This is a genomic window from Odoribacter sp. N54.MGS-14 (assembly GCF_000980295.1).
GTDB lineage: Bacteria > Bacteroidota > Bacteroidia > Bacteroidales > Marinifilaceae > Odoribacter > Odoribacter splanchnicus.
This window is the reverse complement of sequence record NZ_LARL01000028.1, coordinates 1-12888: the sequence shown is the minus strand read 5'-3', so window position 1 is coordinate 12888 and position 12888 is coordinate 1. Positions and strand designations below refer to the sequence as shown.

The window sequence follows — 12888 nt, the reverse complement described above, 5'->3', positions numbered from 1 at the left end:
TTTTTCTGTTCCGGATTTATTGAAAATAAGCCGGAACAGAAAAAGGGATTATTTTTGTGAAGTCGGGTTCTCTTTTGCTCCCAGCGTTGGGGGAATTGTTGTTTGCCCGGTCGATGTATTAGTCTGAGGAGTGCCGGCCGGGGTTGTTACCGGAGTGGGGGTTACTGTGGCTGGGTTTGTTGTAGTAGCAGTAACCGGAGCAACTTCCCAATGAAAAGGTTGGATTTCCGTATTCGGATCTTTCCAGGACGGCTTACGCAAAGAATAAATAATCAGTGGTATGGCTACAAAGATAATGCACCCCAGGATCAGTACGGTAAACCATACGGTATTACTTCCGGTTGCAATCTGAGAAGGTGGGATAAAGCTTAATACGAATGCCAGCAGGGCACCCAGGAAACCGATGCCTGCCACTATCCAGATCAGGCCGTTTCCTTTCCGTCCGATAGCGAAAGGACGATCGGCTTTGGACATTTTATACCGTAAAGTGATGGCTGCTGTAAACATCAGCATGTACATAATCAGGTATAGCAATACGGTCAACTGTGAAAGCATCTGATAGAAAGATTGGACAGAAGGCATGACAACAAATAATAAGGCCAATAAAGTAACGATGCACCCCTGAATGATCAGGATGTTTTTCTGTACTCCGATTTTATTCGTTTTTTGGAAAAAAGGAGGCAGATAACCGGCTTTACCGACGGCAAAAATACCTTTTGACGGACCGGCAACCCAGGTTAGAACTCCGGCTAATACACCGAACATCAAGGCGATGGCGATGATTGGCGAAGCCCAATGAATATGAAGATAAGCCAAATAATTGTCAAAACCGACCAATAAACTTTGGGTTAAGTTGATTTCTTTAGCCGGAATAATCAATCCCAGGGCAAAAGTACCTAGAATGAAAATGACAACGATAATGATGGCACCGATAAAGATGGCTTTAGGATAGTTCTTACTGGCGGGTTCTTTTACATCCATAACGTGAATACCGGACATTTCCATACCGGCATAAAACAGGAATATACTGGAAGCTAATACCAGGTTATTGAAATTGGACAGGTCCGGGAAGAATCCCTGACTCATATCCATGTTATTATGCCCTCCGGTTGCTAAATAGATAATACCGAAAAGAATCAGTAAACCGGCCGGAATAATAGTTCCTACCGTTGCGCCGATTTTTGAGATTTTACTTACCCAGCCCAATCCTTTCAGTGAAATAAAAGTGGCTACCCAGTAGATGACCAATACAGTGACCAAGGTAAAGACTTTGTTGGAAGCCAGTGCTGCATCATGTACATTATTCATGCCAATATAGGCAATGGATACAGCACCGAAGGTCAATACGGTCGGATACCAGATGGTACTTTCGATCCATTGCAGGAAAATAGCCAGGAAGCCGTATCTTTTTCCGTAAGCTTCACCGACCCAACGAAATACCCCACCTTCTTTGTTGGAGAACATGGCCGCTAGTTCGGCCGCTACCAACGAAGTCGGGATTAAAAATACGATTGCAGCGAACAGATAATAGAAAGCCGAACTCAGGCCATATTCGGCTTCTGCCGGCAGACCACGAAGACTCACTACTGCTGCAACGTTCATGATAGCCAGGGTCATTACGCCGATTTTTGCCGCCGTTCCTGTTTTTTTGGAATTTGTTGCCATAGTTTGAATAAATTTAATTAATAAATATAAGCTTGAAATTAAGTGTTTTATATTTTTTGAATTTGTTATCGCTTTTGCTGTCCTAGGTACGAGTTTGATAAAATGAATGTTTAAATCCTTACATTATTTAACTTTGACGGAGGAAATCCTTTTTCCTTGAAGTGGGATAAGAAGAAAACAAATTAAACCGATATTTAATTGTATAATTTTGGATACTTTTGCAGGATATCTACTAAACAGTGATAAAAATGACAGTTGCAGAAGCACAAACGCTTTGTTTGAAGCAGGGAACCCCTTTTTATTCCTATCGTTTACCGGGAGAACGAGAATCTGTTTTCGGCGCTCAGCTGGACGGTGAAGTTGCCCCTTTCCGTCAGGTTGGAGAACAGGGAAAGGGATTTATTCTGGTTCCTTTTGCCGAATCTGAAGAAGTACCTGCCTGGTTTATCCGGGGAGATATAACCTTTAGGGAGGTAACGACGGATATTGAAATCCGGACCGGCTTAAGCGGGACTATGGGGCTAACCGATATTAAACCCGGGCAGGAACCGGATATTTCCTGGGAAGAATATGAAAGTCAGGTGGCGGCGATGGTAGCGGCCTTAAAACAAGGTCAGGTACGCAAGATGGTTTTGTCCAGAACAATTACTTTACAGGAACGGGCTTATGAAAAAGCGGCTGTCTGGTATACTGCTTTGGCTGATCGTTATCCGGAAGCTTTTGTGTTTTTGGTTTTTGTTCCTGGTAAAACCTGTTGGTTGGGAGCGACACCGGAGATTTTCTTGAGGCAGTCGGCGGCTGGAACCGAGACTATGGCTCTGGCGGGTACCCGAAGGGTAGGAACATCAGGAGCTTGGGGGCAGAAGGAGATCGAGGAACAGGCTATCGTAACGGAATATATGGCAGAGCTGTTAGAGACGGTATGTGGAGAAAAATGGCGACAGGAGGGCCCCTTTTCAAAACAAGCCGGACAGGTTGAACATTTGTGTACCGTTTTTCGGCATGTGGGAAAACTGACTCCCGGGCTGACCGACCGGGTACGTCGTGCTTTGCATCCGACTCCTGCGGTGGGAGGGGTACCTGCTGGATCGGCTCTTCCGATGATCAGGCGGATAGAAGGACGTAACCGGCGGTATTATGCCGGGTATGTGGGGCCGGTATCGGGTGACGGATGTTGGGATTGGTTTGTGAATTTACGTAGTATGGAGTTGTGGCCCGATAGAATCAGATTACATATCGGAGGGGGGATTACGGCCTTGTCCGATCCCCGGAAAGAATGGGAAGAAACTGAATTGAAATCGAGGACCTTGTTGGATATCGTACAGTATAGCGATAAATAAATTTTGTCGTCGGAATATGGAATACTTAACTACAGATAAAGAAGGAATAAAGATATTGATAGAGGTTCTGAAAGAAAAAGGAATCCGTCAGGTGGTATTATCGCCGGGCTCCAGAAATGCTCCTTTGTTGGTTGCATTTGCCCGTGAGAAACAAATCAGGCACTTTGTCGTGCTCGACGAACGGAGTGCCGCTTTTATGGCTCTGGGTATGGCGCAACAATCGGGTGTTCCGGTGGCTTTGGTATGCACGTCGGGGACTGCTCCTTTGAATTATGCACCGGCGATAGCGGAAGCATATTACCAACGTTTACCCTTGATCGTGATCACGGCCGACCGTCCGGTGGAATGGATCGATCAGGACGATAGCCAGACAATCCGGCAACAAGCGGTTTTCCGGAATATTGTAAAGGCTTCTTATCAGTTACCGGCCGAACTGTTCCATGCAGACGAACACTGGTATGCCAATCGTCTGGTCAACGATGCTTTGAATACCGCTTTGAAAGGCCGGCAGGGACCTGTACATCTGAATATACCCTTGCGGGAATCGCTCTATGGGCTGAGGGATTACCCGGAGCGGGAAGTAAGGACGATCGAATGTATCGATCCGGCCCCGAGTCTGTCGGTCGGGGTGATGCAACGTCTGGTGGATATCTTCGATCATTGCCCGAAGGTGATGATTCTGGCCGGATTTCATCGGCCTGATTTCCGGTTGAGAGAAGCGCTTCATCGGTTGGCGGGTTATCCGAATGTAGTGGTATTGACAGAAACGCTGGCTAATGTGACTTCTGAGCGGCATATCGGAACGATCGACCGGGTATTGGCAACGGTAAAAGAGACAGAGCGGGAGGAATATCGTCCGGAGTTGTTGATTACTTTCGGGGGACCGTTGATTTCCAGGCATGTGAAAGCTTATCTGCGGAAATTCCGGCCTCGTTGGCATTGGAGTATCGATCGTACCGAGCATCCGGCCGATACCATGCAGGTACTGACGACTCAGATCCAATTGGAAGCAGAATGTTTTTTTCCGCAATTGGTAGCGGTGGCCAAAGGTAGGGCATCTGATTATGCTTTGCGTTGGAAAGAAAAGAAAGAATCGGCGGCAGTACGTCATGAGGAATTTGCCGGTCGGGTAGAGTGGTCGGATTGGAAGGCTTTTTCGCTTATTTTGCCGGCATTGCCGGAAGGATCTGCCTTGCAGCTGGCTAACAGTACTCCTGTGCGTTACGGACAACTGTTCGACTATTTTCAGGTGAAGCGGGTAGACGGAAACCGGGGGACAAGTGGGATAGACGGTTCGACTTCAACAGCTGTGGGGGCTGCCTTGATGAGGGAAGGAATAACAACGCTGATCACCGGGGATATGAGTTTTCTGTACGATTCCAACGCATTGTGGAATAAATATATATCCTCTCGTTTGAAGATTATTGTGATGAAAAATGGCGGGGGTGGTATTTTCAGATTCATATCCGGTCCTTCGGAACTGGAAGAGTTGGAAGAATGTTTCGAAACCGGGACGGAGGTAGATGTCTGCGGATTTGCACAACTTCATCATTTCCGTTATTTCAAAGCAAGCGATGAGGTTGAACTGGCCGGTGTTTTACCTGAGTTCTTCAATGAAACCGAATGGCCCGTGATCCTGGAGGTCGAAACCCCACGTTTGAAGAATGCAGAGGTGTTGAAAAGTTACTTCCGGAGTTTACAAGGAGAATGATAATATATTAAATAAAACAGTTTATGAGAAAGTGGCAAACCATAAAAGAATACGAAGATATCAAATTCGATTTCTTCGAAGGAATTGCAAAGATTACGATCAACCGTCCCCGGGTGTATAATGCTTTTCGTCCTCAAACGAATAAAGAGATGCTGGATGCGATGACGATTTGCCGGGAACGCAACGATATCGGGGTTGTCGTGTTGACAGGTGCCGGAGATAAAGCTTTTTGTTCCGGGGGAGATCAGCATGTGAAGGGTGTAGGAGGATATATAGATGAGAACGGGGTGCCCCGTCTGAATGTACTCGATTTGCACAAGGCAATCCGTTCACTTCCCAAACCTGTGATCGCTATGGTCAACGGTTATGCTATCGGAGGCGGGCATGTGTTGCATGTAATCTGTGATCTGACTATCGCTTCCGAGAATGCCCGTTTCGGACAAACCGGACCGAAAGTAGGGAGTTTCGACGGAGGATTTGGTTCTTCGTATCTGGCTCGTTGTGTCGGACAGAAAAAAGCACGTGAGATCTGGTTTCTTTGTCGGCAATATACAGCCAAAGAAGCCGAAGAAATGGGAATGGTCAATAAAGTGGTTCCCTTCGAACAATTGGAAGACGAGACGGTGGATTGGTGTAAAACCATTATGAAACGTAGTCCTATGGCTATCCGAATGATAAAACGGGCTTTGAATGCCGAATTGGATGGGCAACACGGACTGATGGAATTTGCCGGAGATGCGACTTTGATGTATTATTTGATGGCTGAAGCCCAGGAAGGGAAGAATGCCTTTTTAGAGAAACGGGATCCGGATTTCGATCAATTTCCCAAATTTCCTTGAATTCTTTATTCGATCAGGTTATCGGTATCATGTTGAAAGCATCTTTTCAGAAATATCGGCTTCATTTCAAAGAACCTTCCGGGACGTCCCGGGGGATTCTGTTGGATAAGGATACTTATTTTATCCGGATTTGGGAGGAAGGCGCGGAGACCTGCTTCGGGCTTGGCGAGTGTGCTCTCTTCCGGGGATTAAGTGCCGAAGACCGGCCGGATTATGAAGAAAAGCTGAGAGAGGTTTGTAATCGTATCGCTGAAATAGAGACAGCCTCTCTTCAGGAATGGAGTTCGATCCGTTTTGGTGTGGAGATGGCATTTGCCGATTTGCGGCAAGGAGGAAAGCGGATTTATTTTCCTTCTGCTTTTTCTGCCGGCGAAGCAGGGATCGAAATCAACGGACTCATTTGGATGGGAGACCGGGAAACGATGTTGCAACGAATCCGGGCTAAATTAGATGCCGGATTTCATTGTATAAAAGTGAAAATCGGAGCCATTGATTTTCAGTCGGAGCTCGACTTATTGAAATTTATCCGTCGCCGTTTCGGTAGGGAAGACGTGGAACTGAGGGTGGATGCGAACGGCGCTTTCGCTCCTGAGACAGCTCTGGAACGCTTGGATGCTTTGGCAAAATACGATTTGCATTCTATCGAACAACCTATCCGTCAGGGGCAATGGCGGGAGATGGCCCGGCTTTGTGCCCGGACACCGGTGCCTATAGCGCTCGATGAAGAATTGATCGGAGTAAACGATGCCGGGCAGAAACGTGAATTGCTGGAAGCGATCCGGCCCCGGTACATTATTTTGAAACCGGCTTTGGCCGGTGGTTTTAGCGGAACGGAAGAGTGGATCCGGCTGGCTGAAGCAAGAGGTATCGGATGGTGGGTGACTTCTGCCCTGGAGTCGAATATCGGATTGAGTGCATTGGCACAGTGGACGTATGGATTACAGAATCCGATGCCTCAGGGATTAGGAACAGGGCTGCTCTATACCAACAATATCCCTTCACCTTTGCAGTTGACCGGGGAAAGATTATATTATCGTCCACAGAGAATGTGGGATTTGTCGTCTATTAGCTGAGTATATGATGGAAGTACGGTTAAATGGAAGGGTGTATACTTGCCTGGAACAACTTCGTGAACAGGCAGATGAAGAATTGTTCCTTTTTTTAGAAGAGTGGTTCGACGATCGTTCTTATGTACTGGGGCATACTTCCGGTTCGACAGGTGCTCCTAAAGAGATACAGTTGTCCAAAGCGGATATGCGGGCTTCTGCCCGTATGACAAATGCTTTTTTTGCTATCGACCGGGAATCGGTTTTATTGCTGTGTCTTTCGGTTTCGTATATTGCGGGAAAGATGATGGTCGTCAGGGCTCTGGAAGCAGGTGCCGAGTTGTTGACTGTGAAAGTTTCCTCTCATCCTTTACGAATAACGGGACAGGAGGAATATGTGGACAGGAGGATCGACCTGGCTGCTATGGTGCCGATGCAGGTGGAGGAATCTATGAAATCAGAATCGGAAAAACAACGCTTCGGGTATATTCGTCATCTGATTATCGGAGGGGCTCCGGTATCCGTGGCTTTAGAAGAACGGTTGAAAAAAATTCCGACACAATGTTACGCTACATATGGAATGACCGAGACGGTGTCTCATATCGCCTTGAAAAAGTTGAATAGTGATCCGGCTTATTTTGCTTTGGGGGAGGTCGGGTTCGAACAGGATGAGCGGGGATGTCTGATCATCAATGCCCCCCATTTACAAGCCCGCCGTTTTGTGACGAACGATATGGTCAGATTGCATGGAAACAAACGGTTCGAGTGGCTGGGAAGGTTCGACTATGTGATTAATTCAGGAGGGATCAAATTGTTTCCTGAATTAATCGAACAAAAATTGGTCCGTAGTATCCCGGGACGTTTTTTTATTACTTCCCGGCCGGATGAAGTGTTGGGCGAAAGTGTCCTGCTGGCCTTGGAAGGGGCACACTGGGACTTCGTGTCTTTGCAACTATTGCTGCAAAAAATCCGGCCTTTGCTGGGACGTTTCGAGTTGCCCAAAGCGTTTGTAGTCAGTCCTTTTTTCCGGGAGACGACCTCTGGGAAAGTTGTACGTACCTTGCCTGAAAATGCGGTCTTTTATCCTGTCCATCAATTGAGGGTCTCCGAATGATGACGGAAAAAGGCAAAAATACTGAAACAACAGGCGATGATCGTGCTGAGGATAAAAGGGAAATAGGCCGAATCCGTTGAAAACAGACTTTCGATTCCCTGTAGGATAAACGGATAAGTGATGATTGCGATATAATTCATCACCATCACCAGGGACAGGACGAAAGTGGCTTCCGAAGGTTTTACGTGGGAAGCTGTTTTATCGTAAATGATCGGTTGCATGATTCCATAGCCAAAGCCGGTCAGAATGACTCCGAGGGTCAGTAAGAACATACCTGCTTTGAAGACAAAGAAGATTAATCCTACGGTCAGTAAAACGATGGCTATAAAATTGGTATAGGCTTTCAGTAGAGCGATGATGCGGTTGATCAGCAAACCCGGTAAAGTCATAGACAAAAAGAATACGGATATCAACGTGCCGGAAATGTCGTAATTCCCCAATTTCAGATTATGCATATAAAGGGAGAGATTGAGCGGTATGGTCAGTGCCAGAAAAGTAGCCACATAGTAGAAAAGCATGAGTTTGATCAACCAGTTGTATTTTTTATGATGATGTGTCGCCGGCTGTTGAACCGGAGTTGCCTCTTGGGCCGAAGCGGAATAGAAAGGTGGTTTTTCGTCCAGATAGAATGCGAAAAACAGGGAAATACCTGAGATACAATATACGACAAAGGATAAATGCCAGCTGATACCGGCCAGAAAACCGGCCAGTAAAGTGGCGATAACCAGCGTGAGGTTAGTGATCGCAGACACATAGCCCAATTGTTTTGTCCGGTAAGAACCCGAAAAATAATCGGCGACCAGGCCTGTTGAAAAAGGAATTACCAGTCCGGCTCCTATGCCGAGCAGGCCACTGATCAGCAGCAATGCCCACATCCGATCGGCGAAAGGATAGGCGATACTACAGGCGAAAAATATCGCCAGACCGGTAATCAATAATTTTTTTGTATTGAAATAAAGGGACATACGTCCTGCCAGGAGGATGAAAGGAACGATGATAAACGAGGGTAGCGATTCCAGCATTTGCAGTTGTAATTCACTTGTCGAACTGAATATCGACTCCAATTTACCCAGAATAGGTGAGATAGCGAGGCCTGGTAAAGAGGTTACCATGGATATAGAATAAATAGCTATCAATTTTTGCAATGTCATATTTCCCTGGCCTGTTTTGATCTTCATGGTTTTATGGCTTAATTAGAAAGTAATTTTGCATGGTCTGTTTATGGAATTGTAACGCAGGCGGACCTAAAAAGTTAAATAATTTCGGAAAAATGTATCGAAACTAAAAGGAGGCATGCCGAAACTTATTCGATGGTTTGTCGTTATTAAGGGAAATAAACTAAACAGACTCACGATGAGAACATTTAAAAATCAGATGCAGGCTTTTGCCATAAAACAGCTATTGAAGTATGTAGAAAGAGATCCTGAGGTAAATGCGGCTAAAGCTTTAAAGATAATCCGGAAAATAGACCTTGACGGGACTTACGGATCCTCCTGGGATGAATTAGAGAAATGTTTACAGGATCCCGGGAACAATTGGACGCGTCTGGTAAAAAAGGCTTATACGGAATGGGATCCGCATGTCAGGAAAAAACTATTCGAATCCCTGATATGTAATGCAGCGATCATCGGTAATAGTGCTGTAAAAGAGACCAGTAAAAAATATGGGGTGCATGTACCCTGGACGATTTTGATGGATCCGACCTCTGCCTGTAACCTGAAGTGTACGGGGTGTTGGGCGGCCGAATACGGGCATCAGATGTCAATGGACCTGGAAACCCTGGACCGTATTATTACCGAAGCCAAAGCTTTGGGGATTTATATGTTTATTTTTTCGGGTGGGGAACCTTTAGTCCGGAAAAAAGATATCATCAAACTTTGTGAAAAACATACCGATTGTTATTTTCTGGCGTTTACCAACGGAACCCTGATCGATGAGGCTTTTGCCGACGATATGCTGAGGGTTGGAAATTTTGCACCGGCTATCAGTGTCGAAGGATATGAAGAAGAAACGGATATGCGGCGTGGAAAAGGTACTTTCAAGGCAGTGATGAAAGCAATGGAGATATTGAAACGCAAACGCTTGTTATTCGGTATGTCGACTTGTTATCATCGTAAAAACGTCGATGTCGTCGGGTCGTCTGAATATCTTGATTTTATGATCGACCAAGGGGCTGCTTTTGTTTGGTATTTCACTTATATGCCGGTCGGTAACGATGCTGTACCCGAATTGATGGTGACTTCCGAACAGCGGAAATTCATGTACGAGCAAGTACGTATGTTCCGTAAGACAAAGCCGATCTTTGCTATGGATTTCTGGAATGACGGGGAGTATGTCAGGGGATGTATCGCCGGAGGACGTTATTATTTCCATATCAATGCCAATGGGGATGTCGAACCTTGTGCTTTCATTCATTATTCGACAGTCAATATAAAGCAGGTTTCTTTGCTGGAAGCACTTCGTTCTCCCTTGTTTAAGGCTTATCAACAACGCCAGCCTTTTAATAAAAATCATTTGCGTCCTTGTCCGTTGCTGGATAATCCCCATAGTCTGAAAGAAGTTGTGCGTGTTTCGGAAGCTTATTCTACGGATATGCTGAAACCTGAAGATGTGGATGTATTGACAGGTAAATGTGTCGGAACTGCAGAAAAATGGGGGAAAGTAGCCGATCACATCTGGTATGGTAAAAACGGTACAGGAGAGCAGAAAGAAGAAAAACAACTGGAAGTAGAAAAATCTGCCGAAAAACGGAAAGGAAATGAGGTAAAAGATAAGGAACGGGAAACTTCGGAACAAAAGCAGGAAAAGGAAAAAGCTTTAAGTGTTTAATGGGTTTTATGTGTCCGGATCAGTACTCGCTGACCTGAATAGAGGGTGGTGGCAAATAAATAAATGTCACCCCCTTCTTTTATGTTACTGCGTTTGCGGAGTTCGGCCACTGTCAGGGGAAAATTACGGGTGGTCAGGTTGGCTTTGGGAATTTGGCGGTAAAGCTGTTTCAATAACTTACCGGAAAATTCATAGGTCTCTTCGATAGTGAAGATACGGCCTGGAAAATCCTGACATAAAGATTCGGAGGTGTATAAATGACTGTGCCGGTGTAATTTGAATAAATTCAAACGGGTAGCGATTAATTTGAATGCTCCGCTTTTTAAGAGGGCAGCATGGGGTTCGTAAAGATAGTTTTGCAAGGTTTGACACACTTGCAACGGAGCTTCTTTCTCTTCGTCGGGAGTAAAGATAAAAGGTGGCTCGGTGGTCGTACCACCTAGATTTACTGCATATATTTTTACCGGTTGTACAGAGGGGGTAGTGCCTTCAAGGATGAATAACAGTTCTTTGCATTCATTCCTTACCGCCAGAATATGGATTTCACGGGTTTCCGGTAAGAACCGCAGGGTCTCTTCGGGATCGGCCATCGGGGATATTTTGACGATTACCCGTCGGGCCCGTTCTAAAAGCAAGGGTTTGAGCTGGAGAATGTCGGGTTCACAATCGGTCAGAGCGAACAGTCGCTTATTACCATTGCCCCGGCGTGCAGGATCCAGATAGAAAGTATCGGCTTGCAGGGTTTGAATAATATCACATGCATCCGAATGGATAATATGAATATTGGAGGTATTCAACACCTTGAAATTATGCTGTGCTGCGGTACAATATTCCGGAAAACGTTCGACGTAAATAACATTCCCGGCTTTTTGGGCGAAGTAAAAAGTATCGATCCCGAGTCCTCCGGTCAGGTCGCAGACCGTATTCCCTCTAAGAAGTTGCTGTTTATATAGGGCGGTTTGTTCCGATGAACACTGTTCGGTGGATAAACGGGAAGGATAGATCAATTCATCCTGCTCATACCAGAAAGGGAGTTTATGCTGAATTTGACGCCGGGCGATAATTTGATCGATGGCAAAACGGATATCGATACCGGGAAAACGGGAAGCGGCCAACAGTAGTTTGTCGGTATTGTCAGTCAGATGTGCACGTATGAATTGTTTTAGACCGGCGGTTAGCTGCATGATCTTGGCGTTTGCCGCCAAAGATAGAGATAAAAAATGAGAAAGTGGGCGGATATACTTGAAAACTGTACTTTCGGATCGGACTGCAACCGGCAACCGGTAGACCATAATTTACCGGTTGCTTCGATTTTTTTACATTGTGTTTTCGTTAACAGGGGTTTATAATTTTACCTCCATCCCATAAACATACGAGCCGTTTCGGCGTCGTGGTGATCGAAAAAGAGGCTGCGGCCCGTATCGAGCATGGTTATGGCGGCCATATCCTCGTCGGAAAGTACAAAATCGAAGATGTCGATATTTTGCTGCATCCGTTCGATGTGCGTTGATTTGGGGATGACGATTATGCCGCGCTGAATCAACCAACGCAGAGCGACCTGTGCTATGCTTTTGTCATACTTGTTGCCGATTTCAGCAAGTATCGGATTTGTAAAGAAATCGTTGCGTCCTTCGGCGAACGGAGCCCACGACATGATATGTGTACCGAACTCCTCCATGATTCGCTGCGGCTCGGTTTGTTGGTCGAACACATGCGTTTCCACTTGATTTACTGCCGGAACAATTTCCATGTTGCTGGCGATGTCGATGAAGTGGTCGGGATAGAAATTGCTGACGCCAATGGCACGGAGTTTTCCTTCCTTGTATGCCTCTTCCAATGCTCGGTACGCGCCGTAGCGGTCACAGAACGGCTGGTGCAGGAGCATCAGGTCGATGTAGTCCGTTTGTAACTTGCGCAGGCTTTCGTTTATGGAAGCCTTTGCCTTTTCGTAGCCGTAGTTGGAGATCCAGACTTTCGACACGAGGAAAATCTCCTTGCGGTCGATGCCGCTCCGGCGTATGGCGTTACCTACACCTTCCTCGTTATGGTAGGCCTGTGCCGTGTCGATCATCCGATAGCCTACTTGTAAGGCATCGCTTACGCAACGCTCGCATTCGGCAGGTGATACCTGATAGACGCCATAACCCATTTGAGGCATTTCGACGCCGTTGTTTAATTTTACCGTATTCATATTCTTAATTGTGATTGATTATTTTCATACGCAAAATTACACTCTTTCTTTTCGGGGAGTGTTATACAAATTTCGGTTCATATTGCTGTTTTTACGGATAGAAGTAACCCCATGTTCAAAAAACATGAGTGAGCCCCGCTAATTTTGTACTGC

At 45.9% G+C, this 12888-nt stretch carries 10 protein-coding genes; 6 read left to right on the top strand and 4 right to left on the bottom strand.

From position 1 onward, the window contains the following. Nucleotides 1–48: 48 nt before the first annotated feature. On the bottom strand, nucleotides 49–1665 hold the full coding sequence (gene gadC / locus WS42_RS07525; RefSeq protein ID WP_022160066.1) for a glutamine/gamma-aminobutyrate antiporter GadC: 1617 nt from the start codon (nucleotides 1663–1665) through the stop codon (nucleotides 49–51). A gap of 248 nt (nucleotides 1666–1913) precedes the next feature. On the opposite strand from gadC, the gene WS42_RS07520 reads away from it, so the two are divergent. The 5 genes from WS42_RS07520 to WS42_RS07500 are packed head-to-tail and all read left to right on the top strand — an operon-like array spanning nucleotide 1914 to nucleotide 7715. Then, on the top strand, nucleotides 1914–3005 hold the full coding sequence (locus WS42_RS07520) for a chorismate-binding protein (RefSeq protein ID WP_013610717.1): 1092 nt from the start codon (nucleotides 1914–1916) through the stop codon (nucleotides 3003–3005). Between the two features lie 16 nt (nucleotides 3006–3021). After that, nucleotides 3022–4716, top strand: a complete 1695-nt coding sequence (gene menD, locus WS42_RS07515) for a 2-succinyl-5-enolpyruvyl-6-hydroxy-3-cyclohexene-1-carboxylic-acid synthase (RefSeq protein WP_046450931.1) — start codon at nucleotides 3022–3024, stop codon at nucleotides 4714–4716. 23 nt (nucleotides 4717–4739) lie between these two features. Beyond that, on the top strand, nucleotides 4740–5555 hold the full coding sequence (menB, locus tag WS42_RS07510; RefSeq protein WP_013610719.1) for a 1,4-dihydroxy-2-naphthoyl-CoA synthase: 816 nt from the start codon (nucleotides 4740–4742) through the stop codon (nucleotides 5553–5555). Nucleotides 5556–5584: 29 nt separating this feature from the next. Continuing rightward, complete coding sequence (locus WS42_RS07505; RefSeq protein WP_087381464.1) at nucleotides 5585–6628, top strand: o-succinylbenzoate synthase; 1044 nt, start codon at nucleotides 5585–5587, stop codon at nucleotides 6626–6628. 4 nt (nucleotides 6629–6632) lie between these two features. Then, entirely contained in the window at nucleotides 6633–7715 is a 1083-nt protein-coding gene (locus WS42_RS07500) for an AMP-binding protein (protein ID WP_022160062.1), read from the top strand. On the opposite strand, the gene WS42_RS07495 is transcribed toward WS42_RS07500, so the two are convergent. Next, entirely contained in the window at nucleotides 7694–8893 is a 1200-nt protein-coding gene (locus WS42_RS07495) for an MFS transporter (protein ID WP_022160061.1), read from the bottom strand. The genes WS42_RS07500 and WS42_RS07495 overlap by 22 nt on opposite strands. A gap of 175 nt (nucleotides 8894–9068) precedes the next feature. Between WS42_RS07495 and WS42_RS07490 the strand changes: the two genes are divergently transcribed. Continuing rightward, a complete protein-coding gene (locus WS42_RS07490; protein WP_022160060.1) occupies nucleotides 9069–10544 on the top strand; it encodes a radical SAM/SPASM domain-containing protein in 1476 nt (491 codons plus the stop codon). Here WS42_RS07490 and WS42_RS07485 read toward each other — a convergent pair. Then, entirely contained in the window at nucleotides 10541–11728 is a 1188-nt protein-coding gene (locus tag WS42_RS07485) for a class I SAM-dependent methyltransferase (RefSeq protein ID WP_046404191.1), read from the bottom strand. The genes WS42_RS07490 and WS42_RS07485 overlap by 4 nt on opposite strands. Before the next feature lie 167 nt (nucleotides 11729–11895). Beyond that, nucleotides 11896–12735, bottom strand: a complete 840-nt coding sequence (locus tag WS42_RS07480; protein ID WP_046404175.1) for an aldo/keto reductase — start codon at nucleotides 12733–12735, stop codon at nucleotides 11896–11898. Nucleotides 12736–12888: the final 153 nt, after the last annotated feature.